Below are 18,503 nucleotides of genomic sequence, written 5' to 3' on the forward strand. Positions count from 1 at the left end.
ATGGCCCGCACCGCGACGGCGGCTTCGGCCGCGAACTGCAAGCAGGCGCCCGGCGTGATCGTGCCCGTCGTCGATCTGCGGCGCTGCGAGGGCAAGGGCGATTGCCTTGAGGTGTGCCCGGAGAACGTGTTCGAGATCCGCCGGATCGACGACGACGATTACGGCGCGCTCGGTTTGATGAATCGATTCAAACTGCGCGTGCACGGCATGAAGGTGGCGTACACGCCGAATGCCGACGCGTGCCGGGCCTGCGGGCTGTGCGTGACGGCGTGCCCCGAGCGGGCGATCAAGCTGACGCGAGCGGAATAGTCGCGCTCGAACGCGGCGGCATCATGCCCGCCGCATCCATTCAAGCGGCTGCCGGTTCGGCGCGGGGCGAACTCGCATCGACATACACCCACGCCGACACGCCGGACGCGAGCACGACGCGGTCTCGCCGGTAGGCGGCCACTTCGTAGTCGTCGGCGTGCTGCAGTTCCGCGGCGCTGATCCGGAACACCATGCCGCCGACCTTGTCCGATGCCTTGCCCGTGTAGGTCACGACCGGATGATGCGTCTTGCCGCTCGTGGCGATCACGTCGGGATCCTCGATTTTCAGCATCGACAGCGCGTAGCCGGGCATGTCGTCGGCGTTGCCGTCCAGCTTGCGGCCGAAGGTGGCCAGTTGAACCGGCTCCGACTGCAGGGTGCCGTAGGAAAAGAGGTGCTCGGAAAGCGTGGGATCGTGTGCCGGCATGTCGAGGTGAAGTGTCGAGGATGGGCGGCAAAGTTTATCGCAGGCGGCGTGGGGTTTCAGCGAAGCGCCCCGGAGGCGCCGATCGCTCGTCTCGTCGAGAGATAGTGCCGGCGTCTCCGGGCAGTCGTTCACATCGACTCAATCACGGCAGAGGATTCAATGAAGGGAATCGCTTTTGCACTCGCCCTGTGTGCATCGACGCATGCGTTCGCCGAGTGCTCTCCGGCGGACGAGATTGCGACGCGCAGTGGCCTGCCTGTCAGCCGGATACAAGCGATCCTGCAAGACTGCGACGCGAATCAGACGAGCATGAATTTTTGCGCCTGGCGGGACCAGCTTGTGGCCGAACGTGAACTGCAGCAGGCCATCGATCGGCACAGCGACGCGAATCCCGATCGGCAACGCGCGCTCGAATCGAAGATGGCGAAGTGGAAGAAGGCTCGCGACGCGTCGTGCGACACATCTGCCCGCGAGGAATGGGGCAGCGGCTCCATGCGCCCCGCTGCGCGGGCAACCTGTGCCACGGCAGCCACGAAAGCGATGACCGCGAAGCTCGCCTCGCAAGGCTCGCGCACGCAGTAGCAGCACTCGGCCGGCGTTATCGATGGAGAGCGTGCGACAGATCCGATCGTCTGCGCCGGCATCTTGCATGTCGGCGATCGCATCGCATCGCATCGAACGCAAAATCCTCGCCGGAAAAAGAAAAGCCCCGCATCAGCGGGGCTTTTCTTTACAACTTGGAGGCGCGAGCCGGAGTCGAACCGGCCTACACGGCTTTGCAGGCCGCTGCATAACCGCTTTGCTATCGCGCCGAAAGCGGACTGCCGGATCGTCGCGCCATGCTGCCTGCAACGACCGCAGTGTTTTTGCTCCGCAGATTCACTTTGGAAATCTGCCAAACAAAAAGGGAAGCTTGGCTTCCCCTTGTTTTGGAGCGGGAGACGAGTCTCGAACTCGCGACCTCAACCTTGGCAAGGTTGCGCTCTACCAACTGAGCTACTCCCGCATAACCTGCTACGCAGGCCTTGCTGAACCACAATGCGACCGCTGATTCAACAAAACACCGCTTGAATCTGGAGCGGGAGACGAGTCTCGAACTCGCGACCTCAACCTTGGCAAGGTTGCGCTCTACCAACTGAGCTACTCCCGCATTGTGCTGCTTACTGCTGCCATCTCCGCGCTACCGCTTCGTTCGCTGCTGCGTTCGTTTCAGTGCAGCGGAGAAGTGAGATTATGCAGAGCCTAGTTCAGAGTGTCAAGCGTTTTTCGCACCCTTTTTATCGACACCCACAAAAACTTCACATTGCACCGCCACGCTCACGAATCTGCGGCCACGCGAGCTTCATGTAGTACAGCATCGACCAGATCGTCAGCACCGACGCGAGATAGATGAGCCAGAGGCCCCATACGCGGGTGTCGATGGTGATACCGCCCCCAATCGGCAGCGCGCCATAATACAGCAACATCGGGATCGCGACCATCTGGCAAGCGGTCTTGAATTTGCCGAGCGAATTCACGGCCACGCTCTTCGATGCGCCGATCTGCGCCATCCATTCGCGCAGCGCCGAAATGGCGATTTCCCGGCCGATGATCACGAGCGCGATGGCCGCGTCGATGCGCGAGAGTTGCACCAGCACCAGCAGCGCCGCGGTCACCATCAGCTTGTCGGCCACCGGGTCGAGGAACGCGCCGAACGCCGAAGTCTGATTCCACTTGCGGGCCAGGAAGCCGTCGAACCAGTCGGTCAACGCCGCCAGCACGAACACCAGCGCCGCCGCCAGGTTGCGGTGATCGGCGCTCATCATCGCGTCCGGCACATAGAACAGGCCGACGACGAGCGGAATCAGCACGATTCGCACCCAGGTCAGGAATATCGGGAAATTGAACGGCATGACGGGCTGGACGGGTAAAGGATGTGCAATTGTGCCGCGCCGCCCGCCCTGCCACAAGCCGGGCAGGCCGAGCGCGCGGCGCGTCAGTGAAGCTGGCGGTAGATCTGCTCGGCGAGCGCGTGCGAGATGCCTTCGACGCTGGCCAGTTCCTCGACGCTCGCGGCCACCACGCCGCGCAGCCCGCCGAACCGCGCGAGCAACCGCTGACGCCGCTTGGCGCCCACGCCTTCGAGTTCTTCCAGCCGCGATGTCTGCCGCGCCTTGGCGCGCTTGGCGCGCATGCCGGTGATCGCGAAGCGGTGCGCCTCGTCGCGGATCTGCGCGACCAGCATCAGCGCCGCGCTTTCCTTGCCGAGTTCGAGCGACGGGCGGCCGTCGGCGAAGATCAGCGTTTCGAGGCCCACCTTGCGCCCCTCGCCCTTCGCCACGCCCACCAGCATCGAGCAATCGAGGCCCAACTCGGTGAACACCTGCCGCGCCACTTCCACCTGCCCCTTGCCACCGTCGATCAGCACGATGTTCGGCAACAGCGAGGCCGACGCCGAAGCGCGCGTCGCGTCGCCGTCGATGCCGGCCGCGGCATCGGCGGCGGCCGCCTCGGCCGCCTGCTCGACCATCTTCTCGTAGCGGCGCGTCAGCACCTGGCGCATCGCCGCGTAATCGTCGCCGGGCGTGATGCCGGTGATGTTGTAGCGGCGGTATTCGCCCGACTGCATCTTGTGATGATGGAACACCACGCACGACGCCTGCGTGGCCTCGCCCATCGTGTGACTGATGTCGAAGCACTCGATCCGCAACTCGGCGAGGTCGTCCGATTCGAGGCTCAACACGTCGCCCAGCGCACGCGTGCGCGCTTGCTGAGAACCCTGTTCGGACAGCAGCCGCGCCAGCGCGAGCCGCGCGTTCTGCTCGGCCATCGCGAGCCAGGCGCGCTTCTGCCCCTGCGGCTGGCGCAGCACCGCGACCTTGTGGCCGGCCTGCTCGATCAGCAGGTCGATCAGCTCGCGATTCGACGGCGCATGACTCACCACCAGCACCGGCGGCACGCGGTTGCCGAGATAGTGCTGGGCGATGAACGCTTCGAGCACTTCGGTTTCGATCGGCGTGCCGGCCGGGTCGGCATCGGTGTCGCTGTCGGCGCCGGGCGGCGTGTCGGCGGAGGCGGCGGCAGCCGGCTCGGCCGCCAAGGCTTCTCGCGGCGCTTCCGCCATGCCTGGCGCAGGCGTGACCGGCGCCGCCGGGTCCTCCATCACGGCCGAGACGTCGTCGCCATCCGTCTCGGCCTCCCCCGCCACGCCCGCCGTCAACGCCAGCGCGTTGTCGGCATGCGCCGGAAAATACGCCTTGTCGCCGAGGTGCCGGCCGCCGCGCACCATCGCCAGGTTCACGCAGACGCGCCCGCCCAGCGCCACCACGGCCAGAATGTCGACGTCGCTCTCGCCGCCGACCTCGATCGCCTGCTGATGCAGCACGGTGGACAGCGAGCTCATCTGGTTGCGCACCGCCGCGGCCTGCTCGAACTTCAGCTCGCCCGCGAACGCGTGCATCTTCTGCTCGAGCTCCTTCATCACCTCGCTTTGCCGGCCGAGCAGGAAGCGCGACGCGTTCGACACGTCGCGCGCGTAATCCTCCTCGCCGATCGCGCCGACGCACGGCGCGGTGCAGCGGCCGATCTGATGCAGCAGGCACGGCCGCGTCCGGTTGTTGAACACGGAATCCTCGCAGGTGCGCAACTGAAACACGCGCTGCAGGATCTGGATGCTCTCGCGCACCGCCCACGCGCTCGGGAACGGCCCGAAATACTGGTTCTTGCGATCCACCGCGCCGCGGTAATACGCCATGCGCGGAAACGCGTGGCCGGTCAGCTTCAGATACGGGTACGACTTGTCGTCGCGAAACAGGATGTTGTAGCGCGGCGCGAGCGCCTTGATCAGGTTGTTTTCGAGCAGCAGCGCCTCGGCTTCCGAGCGCGTGACGGTGGTTTCGATCTTCGCGATCCGCGACACCATCATCGCGATGCGCGGCGACGGCAGCGTCTTGTTGAAATAGCTCGATACGCGCTTTTTCAGGTTGCGCGCCTTGCCGACGTAGAGCACCGCGCCGCCCGCGTCGTAATAGCGGTAGACGCCGGGCAGGTGCGGCAATTGCGCGAGGATCGGCTTCGGTTCGAACGGGGCGTCGGCCGGAACGGACGGATCGGCCTCGGTGGGCAAGCGGGACGAATCGGATACGGGGGCTGTCATGCGGGATCCGGGCGCCGTGGCGCGCGAACAGGTCATTTAGAATCGCCAGTTTAGTGCATTCGCCCCCGTTCCTTCGATGCTCCCCATCCCTGCCCCATCGCCCGCCTCATTGCCCGCCCACACCAGCGGCAACGCCCCGCCGCTCGCCTGCGACATCTTCTGCGCGGTGGTCGACAACTTCGGCGACATCGGCGTGTGCTGGCGGCTCGCGCTGCAACTCGCGCGCGAACACGGCTGGCAGGTGCGGCTGTTCGTCGACGACCTCGCCACCTTCGCGCGACTCGCGCCGGGCCTCGACCCGGCGGCCGCGAAGCAGCGCATCGACGGCATCGCGATCGAGCACTGGGGCGAACCGGTGCTGGCCGGCGACACGCTCGCGATCGCCGACGTGGTGATCGAGGCGTTCGCCTGCGAACTGCCGGCCGAGTACGTGCACGCGATGGCGCGCCGCGAACGCGCGCCGGTCTGGATCAATCTCGAATACCTGAGCGCCGAGGATTGGGTGGCCGATTTCCATCGCCGCCCGTCGCCGCACCCGCGCTATCCGCTGCACAAGGCGTTCTTCTTCCCGGGGCTCGGCCCCGGCACGGGCGGCGTGCTGAAGGAAGCCGGCCTCGACGCCCGGCGCGAGGCGTTCCTGGCGTCGGCCGAGGCCCGCGACGCCTGGTGGCGGCGCGCCACCGGCAGCCCCGCGCCGGCGCCGGGCACGCTGGTCGTCTCGCTGTTCGCCTACGAGAATCCGGCGCTCGGCGCGCTGCTCGAACACTGGCGCGACGGCGCGCAGCCGGTCGTGCTGCTGGTGCCGGAAGGCCGCATCTGCCCGGCCGTGGCCGCGTTCTTCGGTCTGCCCGGCTTCGGCGCGGGCAGCCGCGCGCAGGCGGGCCAGCTGAGCGCACACGGCCTGGCCTTCGTCGCCCAGCCCGATTACGACGCGCTGCTGTGGGCCAGCGACCTGAACTTCGTGCGCGGCGAGGATTCGTTCGTCCGCGCGCAATGGGCGCGCAAGCCGTTCGTCTGGCACATCTACCCGCAGGCCGACGACGCCCACCTGCCGAAGCTCGACGCCGCGCTCGCCCACCTGACGGCCACGCTGCCCGCGCCGGCGGCCGAGGCCGTGGCCCGCTTCTGGCACGCCTGGAACGGCGCGGGCACGCCGGACTGGGCCGATTTCATCGCTCACCGGGCCGCGCTCGACGCACGCGCGAACGCCTGGGCGGACGAACTGGCGGCGGTGGGCGATCTCGCCGGAAATCTGGCGGATTTCACAAAAACTCAGTTAAAATAAGCGGTTATCCAACGGCGGACCACGCAAGCGCGTTCCGGCCCCGGTCAATCGCCCGAAACACGGCGTGCCTGGCGTGCGAAATGTGAAATGCGAAGCGAACCAGACATGGCCCGTTTGCGTTGTCGGCCGTTGCGCGACATCAGGAAAATTTTTTGCACAGGACAGTTTTGATATGAAAACCGCTCAGGAACTCCGCGTAGGCAACGTCGTGATGGTCGGCAGCGATGCGTGGGTCGTCGCCAAGGCCGAATACAACAAGTCGGGCCGTAACTCCGCCGTCGTCAAGATGAAGCTGAAGAACCTGCTGACGAACGCCGGCCAGGAATCGGTTTACAAGGCGGACGACAAGTTCGACGTCGTCGTGCTCGACCGCAAGGAAGTCACGTATTCGTATTTCGCCGATCCGATGTACGTGTTCATGGACGCCGACTACAACCAGTTCGAAGTCGAAGCCGAAATGATGGGCGAAGCGCTCAACTACCTCGAAGACGGCATGGCTTGCGAAGTCGTGTTCTACAACGAGAAGGCCATTTCGGTCGACATGCCGACGGTCATCGTGCGCGAAATCACGTACACGGAACCGGCCGTCAAGGGCGACACGTCGTCGGGCAAGGTGCTGAAGAACGCCAAGCTGGCAACGGGCTACGAGCTGCAAGTGCCGCTGTTCTGCAACACCGGCGACAAGATCGAAATCGATACGCGTACCAACGAGTACCGCAGCCGCGCATAAGTTCATGCGATTGGCTTGAAGAAGCGCCCTCCGGGGCGCTTTTTGTTTATCTGCGACAGATTCTTGCGCAAGAATGCAAGCAAACGAAGTTTAGTTTCACCGCACGAAATCGGCATCAATTTGTATCTTCGGTAACTCTTTTGCTTTCAAAGGTAAATACCGTACGCTATTGCCGCCAAGGGACATAAAATCCGACGCTAATCAAACAAATAGGGCGAACAGCCCGTCACGAACGGCCGGCCCATTGAACATTCCGCACACCATGCCACACGCCCTCATAGTCGAAGACGATCCCAACAGCTTGTCCGGCCTGACGGCGCTGCTTGCCGCTGACGGCTTCACGGTCGACACCGCCACCTCGCTCGCCGAGGCCCGTGCAGCATTGGCGCGGACCATTCCCGACGTCGTGCTGGTCGACCTGAACCTGCCCGACGGCAGCGGCTTCGACCTGCTCCAGCACCTGCCCCAGCCGCAGCAGCCGAACGGCGGCCTGCCGGTGATCGTGCTGACCGGCAATGCGACGGTCGAGAGCGCAATCGAGGGCTTGCGGCACGGGATCTGGGATTACCTGCTCAAGCCGGTCAATATTCCGCGCCTGCGCAGCCTGCTGGCCCGCATCCCGCGCCCGTACGAACTGATCGAGGAAGTGCAGACGCTGCGCACCACGCTGCGCCGCCTCGGCCGCTTCGGGCCGCTGATCGGCCGCAGCGACGGCACGCAGCACGTCTACGACATGATCGAACGCAATGCGCGCAGCGAAGCCGCCGTGCTCGTGTGGGGCGAAGCCGGCACCGGCAAGGAAGCCACCGCCCGCGCGCTGCATGACCTGAGCCGCCGCCGCAAGGGCCCGTTCATCAAGTTCGACTGCCGCGCCGCACTGCAACTGCCGCGCGTGATCGAGCTGGGCAGCATCGTCATCGAAAGCATGCTGTTCGGCCGCGAGCGCGGCAGCTACGGCGGCGCCGAACGGCGCGAGCCGGGCCTGTTCGAACAGGCGAGCGGCGGCACGCTGCTGCTCAAGGACGTGACCGCGCTGCCGCTGCCGATCCAGGAATCGCTGCTGCGCGCACTCGATTCGCAGTCGTTCATGCGCATCGGCGGCTCGACCGAGATCGCCACCGATTTCCGCCTGATCGCCACCTCGCGCCGTCCGGCCCGCGAAGCGCTCGACAACGGCACGTTGCGCGAGGATCTGTGGCTGCGGCTCGACGCGGCGTCGATCGCGCTGCCGCCGCTGCGCGATCGCGAAGACGACATGCTGCAGATCGCCGAAGCGTTCGTCGCCGACCTGAACCTCGAAGCGCGCAAGGCCGGCCTCGGTTCGGTCGACAAGCGCATCGCCCCCGAATTCATCCGCGAATGCCTCGCCTACGACTGGCCCGGCAACGTGCGCGAGTTGCGCGAGCGCGTGCGGCTCGCTTATGAAGCGTCGGGCGATTTCATCGAAACGCTGCGCGCCAACGACGGCGTGTTCGTGCCGGGCGCCGCGCTGAACGGCAGCAGCGTGCAGGTGCGCGTCGGCACGCCGCTGTCGGACGTCGAGGATCTGCTGATCCGCGCGACGCTCGACGCCGTGGGCGGCACCCGCCATCGCGCCGCCGCCCTGCTCGGCATCAGCCCGAAGACGCTCTACAACAAGCTGCAACGCATGAAGATGAACTGATTCGCTGGCCTCGCCGATCGCTGATTCACGGGGCCGGAAACGACAAGGGCCGCGTCATCGGACGCGGCCCTTGTCGTTTCCACTCGCGGAGCAATCAGCCCAGCGTCTCGCGCAGCAGCGCCGTGGCGCGCTGGTAGTCGGGGCGGTTCATCAGCTTGTCCCAGCTCGACGGCTTGCCGCGCGGGCGCAGCCGGCGAATCCGGCGCACCGATTCCGGCGACACCTCGGCCTGCATCTCGTTGAGCACCTTTTCGGCTTCCTCGGGCTGGTTGCAGACCAGCACCATGTCGCAACCGGCCTCGATCGCCGCATCGGCCGCCTGCGCGAGCGATCCACCCGCGCGCGCCGCTTCCATAGACAGATCGTCGCTGAACACCGCGCCCGTGAAGCCGAGCCGATCGCGCAGGATCTCCTGCAGCCACACCGGCGAGAACCCGGCGGGACGCCGGTCCACCTGCGTGTAGATCACGTGCGCCGGAATCACGGCCGACAGCGACAGGCCGAGCCAGTCGTAAGGCGCGACGTCGCTCTTGAGGATCTGCTCGAGCGGCCGGTCGTCGGTCGGCAGCGCGACGTGCGAATCGGCCTCGGCGAAACCGTGGCCGGGGAAATGCTTGCCGCAGTTCGCCATGCCGGCCAGCGCGAGGCCGTGGTTCAGGCTCTTGGCCAGCAGCGTGACGACGCGCGGATCGCGATGGAACGCGCGATCGCCGATCACCTTCGAGTGGCCGTAATCGAGATCGAGCACCGGCGTGAAGCTCAGGTCGATGCCGCAGGCGCGCAGCTCGGCCGCCAGCACGAAGCCCACGGACGTCGCCAGCTTGGTGGCGTGCAGCACGTCCTTGTCCCACAGCTCGCCGAGCCGGCGCATCGCCGGCAGCACCGTGAAGCCGTCGGTGCGGAAGCGCTGCACGCGGCCGCCTTCGTGATCGACGGCGATCAGGATGTCGTCGCGCACCGCGCGGATCGCATCGGTCAGCGCGCACAGCTGGGCGCGGTTCTCGAAATGGCGGGCGAACAGGATCACGCCGCCGGTGCGCGGGTGGGCCAGGCGGCGGGCATCGTCGCGCGTGAGCGTCGTGCCGACGACGTCGAGCATGACGGGGCCGGGAGTCGGTTTCATCGAATCGGTCCGTGGAGAAAGGGGTTCAGTCGCGAGCCGGCGCAGCGTCCGGCGTTTCGGCCACGACGAACGACACGGCGTAGTCGCGTTCGTCGCTGACGGTCACGCGCGCGCTGATCTGCCGCGCGGCCAGCCAGTCGGCCAGTTCGCCCGAGGCGACCACATAGGGCTGGCCGCTCGGTTCGTTGAGGGTTTGCAGCGCGCGCCAGGTCATCGGCCAGCGCATGCCGAGGCCGATCGCCTTCGAGAACGCTTCCTTGGCCGAGAAACGCGTGGCCAGGAACGCGATGCCGCGCGCTTCGGAACGCTTGCGGCGCGCATGGAACACGCGCAGCTCGTCGGGGCCGAGCACCTTCTCGGCGAACCGCCCGCCGGTGCGTTCGAGCACCGCGGCGATCCGGCTCACCTGGACGATGTCGGTGCCGATCCCGTAGATCGTCATGGCGCTCAACGGCCGCCGTGACGGGCGGCCACGCGCGCCGCCACCATGATCGCCTTCATCTCGCGCACGGCGTTGTCCCAGCCCGTGAAGATCGATTGCGCGACGATCGCATGGCCGATGTTCAGCTCGACGATGCCGTCGATCGCGGCGATCGGCTGCACGTTGGTGTAGTGCAGCCCGTGGCCCGCGTTGACCTTCAGGCCGAGCGCGACGCCCGCCTCCACGCCCGCTACCACACGCTCGTATTCGCGCTGCTGCGCGGCTTCGTCGTGCGCTTCGGCGTAGGCGCCGGTATGCAGTTCGATCACCGGCGCGCCGGCCTCGTGCGCCGCGCGGATCTGCTCGGCATCGGGATCGATGAACAGCGACACGCGCACGCCCGCCTCGGCCAGTTGCCGGCACGCGGCGCGCACGGCCTCGAAATGGCCGGCCACGTCGAGGCCGCCTTCGGTCGTCAGCTCCTCGCGCTTCTCGGGCACCAGGCAGGCGTCGTGCGGACGCACCTCGCAGGTGATGTCGAGCATCTCCTGCGTGACCGCGCATTCGAGGTTCATGCGCGTGGCCAGCAGCGGGCGCAGCGCGCGCACGTCGGCGTCGCGGATATGGCGGCGATCCTCGCGCAGATGCAGCGTGATCGCGTCGGCGCCGGCCTGCTCGGCGGCCAGCGCGGCGCGGATCGGGTCGGGATAGCTCGTGCCGCGCACATTGCGCAGCGTGGCGACGTGATCGATGTTGACGCCGAGATCGATGGCGTTCGGCGCGGTCAGGAAGAAGCTCATAGGTTTTGCAGGTCGATCAGGATCTGGCGCGTGGCGAGCGGCGTGCCGCCCAGATAGGTGTTGAGCAGGAAGCGCATCAGCGTCTTGCTTTGCGCGACGGTCTGCGCACGATGGTAATCGTCCTCCTCCATGTCGAGCAACGTCTGCCCCGACACGATGGGCCAATGCGACGGCACGTCGTGCCCGGCCTCGCGCACGCCGCGCTCGGGATCGAACACGTAGCGGCCGTCGGGCTGCACCGTGCGGCGCGACACGGTGCGGTTCAGCGCGCGCGCATAGCCGGTTTCGCGCAGCAGCACGCGCTCGAACGAGCGCAGCACCTGCACGGCCGGCTCGTCGTGGGCGAGCCGCGCGAGCGTGACGAGGTAATGCTGGAACAACGGAGGAAACGGATCTTCGCGCGCGCAGAACTTGACCAGCAGTTCGTTGACGTAGAAGCCGCAGAGCAGCGCGTCGCCGGCCAGCGGCAGCATGCCGCCCACCCATTCGGCACCCGTCAGCGTGCGCATTTCGGATTTGCCCGACCACGACAGCGACAGCGGCTGGAACGTCTGCAGCACGCCGCGCAGCGCCGAATGCGGGCGCTTGGCGCCCTTCGCGACGAGCGCGACGCGGCCGTGGTCGCGCGTCAGCACGTCGATGATCAGGCTGGTTTCGCGATAGGGGTAGCTGTGCAGCACGAAGCCGGGTTGCTCGGCAACGCGGAATTCGGATGCGCGCGGCCCGCTGGCGCGACGCTTGCGCGCCGGCGCGGGATCGCGCGGGGCAGGTTCGGACGGTGCGGCGCCGGGCGCTGCGCGCTCCGGCGAGGCGGACGCGGCAGCGGGCGCGTCCGGCGCGGGATCGGCCAGCGACACGGGCGCGTCGTGGCCGACGCCGTCCGTCCCGTCATTCGTACCCATAGGCACGAAGCCCCGCTTCGTTATCGGCCCAGCCGCTCTTGACCTTGATGAAGGTCTCCAGATACACGGGGCCGTCGAACAGCTTTTCCATGTCGAGGCGCGCCTCGGTGCTGATCTGCTTGAGCTTGGCGCCCTTCTTGCCGATCACCATCGCCTTGTGCGAATCGCGCTCGACCAGGATCGTCGCGAACACGCGCGTGAGGCGGCCTTCTTCCTCGAACTTGTCGATGATGACGGTGCTCGTGTACGGCAGTTCGTCGCCCGTCCAGCGGAACACCTTCTCGCGCAGGATTTCGGCCGCGAGGAAGCGCGAGCTGCGATCGGTCAGGTCGTCCTCGCCGTAGATCGGATCGCCTTCCGGCAGATAGGGCTTGGTGGTTTGCATCAGCCGGGCGATGTCGTCGTCGTTCTTGGCCGACAGCGGCACCACTTCGGCGAACTCGCGCAGATCGCCCATGTCCTTCAGGAACGGGAACAGCGAGCTCTTGTCGGACACGCGGTCGAGCTTGTTGAGCACCAGCAGCGTCGGCACGTTCTTCGGAATCAGGTCGAGCACCTTCTGATCGTCGGGGCCGAAACGGCCCGCCTCGATCACGAACAGGATCGCGTCGACCGCGGTCAGCGTGGACGTGACGGTGCGGTTCAGCGTGCGGTTCAGCGCGGTGCTGTGGCGCGTCTGGAAGCCGGGCGTGTCGACGAAGATGTATTGCGCGTCCGGCAACGTGTGGATGCCGGTGATGCGATGGCGCGTGGTTTGCGCCTTGCGCGAGGTGATGCTGATCTTCTGGCCGACGAGTGCGTTCATCAGCGTCGATTTGCCGACGTTCGGGCGGCCGACGATGGCGACCATGCCGCAACGGAAACCGGCGGGAGTGACGGGAGCGTTCATATCAGGCTGCTGCAATGCGTGGCGAGCCGCACGACGCGGCCCGCGAATGGATCAGGAGGTCAATGACCGGCATCGGCCACGCGCAAGGGCGCGGCGGCGAGGTCGGCATCGGTGTCGCCGGACAGCGCGGGGGCCGTGTCGCGCAAACGCAACGTGCGGTCGCCGGCACCGCGCGCGGCGGCATCGGGCTTGTCGCCCGCGGCCGGCGCCGATTTCTCGGCCGCGGCGGGTTTATCCGCCGCTTGCGGCTTGTCGTTCGGCCTGTCGGCGGGTTTATCCACAGGCTTGTCGGCCGGTTTCACAGTGCGCTCGGCTTTGTCCGGGGCCGATTCGCCGTGCGAACCGGCGCGAATCACGGCCACCGGCGCGCCACGCTCGGCGGCGGCTTCGGCGGGCCTGCCCGCTTCACCCGATGCGGCCGCAGCCCGTTCCTTGCGTTCGGCCGGCGCGGCCCGCAGATCCAGCGCTTCCTGCACGCCCTTCACGCCCGGCACGATGTCCGGCTCGCCCTTGGCCCGCGAACTCTTCGAGCGCTTCGGCTTGGCGGCGACCATCGGGCGCGCCATCACGTCGTCGAGCGCCTTCTTCGCGGCGGCCTGCTCGGCCGCGCGGCGGCTCGCGCCGGAGCCCGACACCTTGATATCGAGCTTCGGCACCGTGCATTCGACTTCGAACTGCTGATTGTGCGCCGCACCATGGGTGGCGACCACGGTGTAGGTCGGCAGTGCGATCTTGTGGCCTTGCAGGTATTCCTGGAGCAGTGTCTTGGCATCCTTGCCGAGCGTGCGCGGATCGATGTGATCGAGAATCGGCACGTACAGGCGCTTGATCACCCCTTGGGCGGCTTCGAAGCCGCCATCGAGGAACACGGCCCCGATGATGGCTTCGAACGCGTCCGCGAGGATCGACGGGCGGCGGAACCCGCCGCTGCGCAGTTCCCCTTCGCCGAGCCGCAAGCCTTCGGAGATATTGAGGGCCTGAGCAATTTCGTACAGCGACTGCTGCTTGACGAGATTGGCCCGCACGCGCGACAGATCGCCCTCGTCCAGTTTGCTGAAGCGCTGGAACAAAAGGGCCGCCACCGCGCAATTCAGAACGGAGTCGCCGAGAAACTCGAGCCGTTCGTTATGCGTGGCGCTGTGGCTACGATGGGTCAAAGCCTGACGCAGCAATTCCGCATTGCGAAATTCGTAGCGCAGCCGGCTTTCCAACTGGGACTGAGGCATGTGCAGGAGTATAACGCGGGCGCGGGCGCCGTCGAGTGACGGATGCCCGGCGCGAAAAGGCGTGTCGAAGCGGTGTTACCGCCGGTTCTTGAAGTGATTTGCCAGCATTGCGCGTGGCCGTCGCGCAATGCTGGCCAGGATCGGCGGGTGGCTCAGTGGAACGCGCCGATGCGCTTCAGGTCGCTGAAGTTCATCCAGATGAAGAACGCGCGGCCGACCACATCCTTGTCGGGCACGAAGCCCCAGTAGCGGCTGTCCGCGCTGTTGTCGCGGTTGTCGCCCATCATGAAGTAGTGGCCCGGCGGCACCTTGCAGGTCACGCCGTGTTCGTTGTACTGGCAGTTGCTCTTGTACGGGAAATCGTCGGCGCCCATCACGAACGGCGGCACGGCCGGGTTGTTCAGGATCGCGTTCTTGCGGCCGTCGACGGTTTCTTCGTACTGCTTCGCATAGTTCATGCGCTCTTCGTCGAAGAAATCGGGCAGCGGCGTTTCGGGCACGGCCTGGCCGTTGATCGTCAGCTTCTTGTCGTAGTACTGCACGGTATCGCCCGGCAGGCCGATCACGCGCTTGATGTAGTCGACCGATTCATCCTTCGGATAGCGGAACACCACGACGTCGCCGCGCGAGAGCGGGCTGCCCGAGGTGACCTTCTGGTTCGTGATCGGCAGGCGCAGGCCGTATTCGAACTTGTTGACGAGGATGAAATCGCCCACCAGCAGCGTGGGCACCATCGAACCCGACGGAATCTTGAACGGCTCGACCACGAACGAGCGCACCACGAACACCGCGAGAATCACCGGGAAGAAGCTGGCCGAATACTCGAGCCACCAGGGCTGGCGCAGCTTTTCGTCGCGCAGCTTGGCGCGCGTCTGTGCGGCGTTCTCGTCGGCGAAGCGCGCATCGACGCGTGCTTGCTGACGGTCGAACTCGGCGGCCGCTTCGTCCGCCGCCTTGCGGCGGCCCGGCAGGAACACCAGCTTGTCCAGCACCCACGCAATCCCCGTCAACACGACGAGCACAAACAGAATCAATGCGAAATTCATAAAAGGATCAGTCCTGTTATTTGTCTTCGACGCGCAAGATCGCGAGGAACGCTTCCTGCGGAATCTCGACCGAACCCACCTGCTTCATGCGTTTCTTGCCGGCCTTCTGCTTTTCGAGCAGCTTCTTCTTGCGCGAGATGTCGCCGCCGTAGCACTTGGCCAGCACGTTCTTGCGCAGCGCCTTGATGTTCTCGCGCGCGACGATGTTCGCGCCGATCGCGGCCTGAATCGCCACGTCGTACATCTGACGCGGGATGATCTCGCGCATCTTCGCGGCCACTTCGCGGCCGCGATACTGCGACTGCGAGCGGTGCACGATGATCGACAGCGCATCGACCTTGTCGCCGTTGATCAGCATGTCCACCTTGACCACGTCCGACGTGCGGTATTCCTTGAACTCGTAATCCATCGACGCATAGCCGCGCGACGTGGATTTCAGGCGATCGAAGAAATCGAGCACGATTTCCGCCATCGGGATTTCGTAGGTCAGTTGCACCTGGCGGCCGTGGTACTGCATGTTGATCTGCGAACCGCGCTTCTGCTCGCACAGCGTGATCACCGAACCGACGTATTCCTGCGGCATGTACAGATTGACGGTGACGATCGGCTCGCGCACTTCCTCGATGCGGCCCGGGTCGGGCATCTTGGCCGGGTTCTCGACCTTGATGGTTTCGCCGTTGGCCTGCACGACCTCATAGACCACGGTGGGCGCCGTGGTGATGAGGTCCATGTCGAATTCGCGCTCCAGGCGCTCCTGCACGATTTCCATGTGCAGCAGGCCGAGGAAGCCGCAGCGGAAGCCGAAGCCGAGCGCTTGCGACACTTCCGGCTCGTATTGCAGCGCGGCGTCGTTGAGGCGGAGCTTCTCGAGCGATTCGCGCAGCGCGTCGTACTGGTTCGCCTCGACCGGATAGAGGCCGGCGAACACCTGCGGCTTCACTTCCTTGAAGCCGGGCAGCGGCGCCGGCGCGGGCTTGGCCGCATGCGTGACGGTATCGCCCACCTTGGCGGCCGTCAGTTCCTTGATGCCGGCGATGATGAAGCCCACCTGGCCGGCCGACAGCGATTCGAGATCGCGCGACTTCGGCGAGAACACCCCGACGTGCTCGACCGGATACTGCGCGTCGGTCGCCATCATCTTGATCTTGTCCTTCGGACGCAGCGTGCCGTTGACGATACGCACGAGCATCACGACGCCGACGTAGTTGTCGAACCAGGAATCGATGATCAGCGCCTGCAGCGGGGCGTCGGGATCGCCTTTCGGCGCCGGCACCTTGGCGATCAGCGATTCGAGCACGTCTTCCACGCCGAGGCCCGTCTTGGCGCTGCAATGCGTGGCGTCGGCCGCGTCGATGCCGATCACGTCCTCGATTTCCGCGATGGCGTTTTCCGGGTTGGCCGCCGGCAGGTCGATCTTGTTCAGGACCGGCACCACCTCGACGCCGAGCTCGATCGCCGTGTAGCAGTTCGCGACGGTTTGCGCCTCGACGCCCTGGCTCGCATCGACGACCAGCAGCGCGCCCTCGCAGGCCGACAGCGAGCGGCTCACTTCATACGAGAAATCGACGTGCCCCGGGGTGTCGATCAGGTTCAGGTTGTAGACCTTGCCGTCGCGTGCGCGATACGACAATGCGGCCGTCTGCGCCTTGATCGTGATGCCGCGCTCGCGCTCGAGATCCATCGAGTCGAGCACCTGGGCTTCCATTTCGCGGTCGGAGAGGCCGCCGCATACCTGGATGATGCGATCCGCGAGCGTCGACTTGCCGTGGTCGATGTGCGCGATGATCGAGAAATTGCGAATATGATCCATTCAGTGCCGATCAAGCGAAAAAGGCGCGCTCGACGACTGCGGAGCACGCCTTGTAAGTCGGTGAAAAAACAGCCTATTTTAGCCGAAAAGGCCTGGCAGGGGCGGCATTTTGGCCGCGCCGCGCCCGATAGGGCATGAAAACTGCAGGAATGTTGGCGATGCGAGCCCGCCCGGCTTGCGCCGGCCGGCGCACTACGCCGCCCCGCCGGCCTCGCGGCCCACCAGCGCCGCGCGCACCGCGGCTGGATCGAACCGGTGCCGGCACACCTCGATGCCGTCGAGCAGCAGCACCGGCACGTCTTCGTCGTAACGCGCCACCAGCGCGGGATCGGCGTCGATATCGACGTACGCCACCGCCACCTGGAACTCGGCCGCGACCGGCGCCAGCGCAACGCGCAACTCGTCGCACAGGTGGCACCAGCCGCGGCCGTAAAGGGTGAACGCCACGCGCCGCCGCTTACTTCTGGCGCGGACGCAGCGGGACGAACTGCGTGCTGTCACCGCGCCGCACCAGCACCGCCACCATCTTCGACGGATCGAGCTTCGACGTCAGGTCGACGAACTGCTTGGCGCTCGTGATGTCGGTATCGCCGACGCGGATCACGATGTCGTCGCGCTTGAGGCCGGCACGCGCCGCCGGGCCGTCGGCCGCGTCGACGTGCACGCCGTTCGGCACCTTGGCCGCCTTCAGTTGATCGGCCGTCAGATCGCTGACCGTCAGGCCGAGCGCGTTGCTCTGGCGCGGCTTGGCCGGCTGGCTCGGTTTGCCGTCGGCGGTGCGTGCGTTCTTCTCGGCCGGCACTTCGGCGATCGTGATCGGCAGGTCGCGCGAGGTGCCCTTGCGCCAGATCGTGACCGTTGCGTGGCTGCCCGGCTTGGTGTCGCCCACCATGCGCGGCAGATCGGTGGCTTCCTCGACGTCGCGGCCATTGAACTTGAGGATGATGTCGCCGGGCTGCACGCCGGCCTTGTCGGCCGGGCCGCCCGGCTCGACGCTGCTGACCAGCGCCCCCTGCGCGCGCGGCAGGCCGAGCGAGTCGGCTACATCCTTGGTGACCTCGCCGATCGCCACGGCAATGCGCCCGCGCGTCACCTTGCCCGACGCCTTCAACTGCTCGGCCACGCGCATCGCCTCGTCGATCGGAATCGCGAACGAGATGCCCATGAAGCCGCCCGTCCGGCTGTAGATCTGCGAGTTGATGCCGATCACCTCGCCCTGCATGTTGATCAGCGGGCCGCCCGAATTGCCGGGGTTCACGGCCACGTCGGTCTGGATGAACGGCAGGTAATCGCCCGTGTTGCGGCCCTTCGCGCTGACGATGCCGGCCGTGACCGTGTTGTCGAGCCCGAACGGCGAACCGATCGCCACCACCCACTCGCCCACGCGCACCTTGTTCGAATCGCCGATCGCCACGCTCGGCAGATTGGAGGCGTTGATCTTGACGATCGCCACGTCGGTGCGCTCGTCCACGCCGATCAGCTTGGCCTTGAACTCGCGCTTGTCGGTCAGCGTCACGTAGATCGTGTCGGCGTCGTCCACCACGTGCGCGTTGGTCATCACGTAGCCGTCGGGCGACAGGATGAAGCCCGAGCCGACGCCGCGGTTCTGCTCGGTGTCGGGCGCATCGGGCGCGCTCTTGGGCGAACCCGGCGTTTGCGGCAGCGGGATGCCGAAGAAGCGGCGGAAGAACTCCGACATGTCGCCGTCGTCCGGGCCCGGCTGAAACGCGCCGCGCG

The 18,503-nt window shown here is 66.3% G+C and carries 18 protein-coding genes and 3 tRNA genes; 5 read left to right on the forward strand and 16 right to left on the reverse strand.

The window, feature by feature from the left end; all coding sequences use genetic code 11:
- Complete coding sequence (locus G3N92_RS08745; RefSeq protein WP_206127067.1) at positions 1-309, forward strand: ferredoxin family protein; 309 nt, start codon at positions 1-3, stop codon at positions 307-309.
- A gap of 40 nt (positions 310-349) precedes the next feature.
- On the opposite strand, the gene G3N92_RS08750 is transcribed toward G3N92_RS08745, so the two are convergent.
- A complete protein-coding gene (locus G3N92_RS08750; protein WP_206127068.1) occupies positions 350-736 on the reverse strand; it encodes a gamma-glutamylcyclotransferase family protein in 387 nt (128 codons plus the stop codon).
- Between the two features lie 159 nt (positions 737-895).
- Here G3N92_RS08750 and G3N92_RS08755 point away from each other — a divergent pair, with 159 nt between their 5' ends.
- Complete coding sequence (locus G3N92_RS08755) at positions 896-1,318, forward strand: lysozyme inhibitor LprI family protein (RefSeq protein WP_206127069.1); 423 nt, start codon at positions 896-898, stop codon at positions 1,316-1,318.
- 156 nt (positions 1,319-1,474) lie between these two features.
- Here G3N92_RS08755 and G3N92_RS08760 read toward each other — a convergent pair.
- The 5 genes from G3N92_RS08760 to uvrC form a co-directional block, all read right to left on the reverse strand.
- Positions 1,475-1,548 (reverse strand) — tRNA-Cys (locus G3N92_RS08760).
- 118 nt (positions 1,549-1,666) lie between these two features.
- Positions 1,667-1,742 (reverse strand) — tRNA-Gly (locus G3N92_RS08765).
- A gap of 68 nt (positions 1,743-1,810) precedes the next feature.
- Positions 1,811-1,886: transfer RNA gene (locus tag G3N92_RS08770), tRNA-Gly, on the reverse strand.
- 148 nt (positions 1,887-2,034) lie between these two features.
- A complete protein-coding gene (gene pgsA, locus G3N92_RS08775; protein WP_206127070.1) occupies positions 2,035-2,628 on the reverse strand; it encodes a CDP-diacylglycerol--glycerol-3-phosphate 3-phosphatidyltransferase in 594 nt (197 codons plus the stop codon).
- A gap of 83 nt (positions 2,629-2,711) precedes the next feature.
- Positions 2,712-4,871: an excinuclease ABC subunit UvrC gene (gene uvrC / locus G3N92_RS08780; RefSeq protein ID WP_206127071.1), complete on the reverse strand. Its 2,160-nt coding sequence runs from the start codon at positions 4,869-4,871 to the stop codon at positions 2,712-2,714.
- A gap of 76 nt (positions 4,872-4,947) precedes the next feature.
- On the opposite strand from uvrC, the gene earP reads away from it, so the two are divergent.
- The 3 genes from earP to G3N92_RS08795 all read left to right on the forward strand — a co-directional run bounded on the left by earP (position 4,948) and on the right by G3N92_RS08795 (position 8,549).
- Positions 4,948-6,156: an elongation factor P maturation arginine rhamnosyltransferase EarP gene (earP, locus tag G3N92_RS08785; protein ID WP_206127072.1), complete on the forward strand. Its 1,209-nt coding sequence runs from the start codon at positions 4,948-4,950 to the stop codon at positions 6,154-6,156.
- 172 nt (positions 6,157-6,328) lie between these two features.
- Positions 6,329-6,886: an elongation factor P gene (gene efp / locus G3N92_RS08790; RefSeq protein ID WP_206127073.1), complete on the forward strand. Its 558-nt coding sequence runs from the start codon at positions 6,329-6,331 to the stop codon at positions 6,884-6,886.
- 262 nt (positions 6,887-7,148) lie between these two features.
- Entirely contained in the window at positions 7,149-8,549 is a 1,401-nt protein-coding gene (locus G3N92_RS08795) for a sigma-54 dependent transcriptional regulator (RefSeq protein ID WP_206127074.1), read from the forward strand.
- Between the two features lie 94 nt (positions 8,550-8,643).
- Here the strand turns inward: G3N92_RS08795 and nagZ are convergent, their stop codons facing one another.
- The 10 genes from nagZ to G3N92_RS08845 all read right to left on the reverse strand — a co-directional run.
- Positions 8,644-9,672, reverse strand: a complete 1,029-nt coding sequence (gene nagZ / locus G3N92_RS08800) for a beta-N-acetylhexosaminidase (RefSeq protein ID WP_206127075.1) — start codon at positions 9,670-9,672, stop codon at positions 8,644-8,646.
- Between the two features lie 25 nt (positions 9,673-9,697).
- Positions 9,698-10,114, reverse strand: coding sequence for a holo-ACP synthase (gene acpS / locus G3N92_RS08805; RefSeq protein WP_206127076.1), 417 nt, complete (start codon positions 10,112-10,114; stop codon positions 9,698-9,700).
- A gap of 5 nt (positions 10,115-10,119) precedes the next feature.
- Positions 10,120-10,893: a pyridoxine 5'-phosphate synthase gene (gene pdxJ, locus G3N92_RS08810; protein ID WP_206127077.1), complete on the reverse strand. Its 774-nt coding sequence runs from the start codon at positions 10,891-10,893 to the stop codon at positions 10,120-10,122.
- Positions 10,890-11,795: a DNA repair protein RecO gene (recO, locus tag G3N92_RS08815; RefSeq protein ID WP_206127078.1), complete on the reverse strand. Its 906-nt coding sequence runs from the start codon at positions 11,793-11,795 to the stop codon at positions 10,890-10,892. The genes pdxJ and recO overlap by 4 nt, the downstream gene beginning before the upstream one ends.
- The gene (gene era, locus G3N92_RS08820; protein ID WP_206127079.1) at positions 11,782-12,684 is read right to left on the reverse strand and encodes a GTPase Era; all 903 of its coding nucleotides are present in this window, start codon (positions 12,682-12,684) and stop codon (positions 11,782-11,784) included. The genes recO and era overlap by 14 nt, the downstream gene beginning before the upstream one ends.
- Positions 12,685-12,743: 59 nt before the next feature.
- Positions 12,744-13,910, reverse strand: coding sequence for a ribonuclease III (gene rnc, locus G3N92_RS08825; RefSeq protein ID WP_206127080.1), 1,167 nt, complete (start codon positions 13,908-13,910; stop codon positions 12,744-12,746).
- A gap of 152 nt (positions 13,911-14,062) precedes the next feature.
- On the reverse strand, positions 14,063-14,956 hold the full coding sequence (lepB, locus tag G3N92_RS08830; protein WP_206127081.1) for a signal peptidase I: 894 nt from the start codon (positions 14,954-14,956) through the stop codon (positions 14,063-14,065).
- Between the two features lie 16 nt (positions 14,957-14,972).
- Positions 14,973-16,766 (reverse strand): translation elongation factor 4, encoded by a 1,794-nt coding sequence (gene lepA, locus G3N92_RS08835; RefSeq protein WP_206127082.1) that lies wholly within the window; start codon positions 16,764-16,766, stop codon positions 14,973-14,975.
- A 192-nt stretch (positions 16,767-16,958) separates the two neighbouring features.
- Complete coding sequence (locus G3N92_RS08840; RefSeq protein ID WP_206127083.1) at positions 16,959-17,213, reverse strand: glutaredoxin family protein; 255 nt, start codon at positions 17,211-17,213, stop codon at positions 16,959-16,961.
- A gap of 10 nt (positions 17,214-17,223) precedes the next feature.
- A partial coding sequence (locus tag G3N92_RS08845; protein WP_206127084.1) for a DegQ family serine endoprotease occupies positions 17,224-18,503 on the reverse strand: 1,280 nt, incomplete at its 5' end.

Source organism: Burkholderia sp. Ac-20379 (genome assembly GCF_017104645.1).
Classification (GTDB): domain Bacteria; phylum Pseudomonadota; class Gammaproteobacteria; order Burkholderiales; family Burkholderiaceae; genus Burkholderia.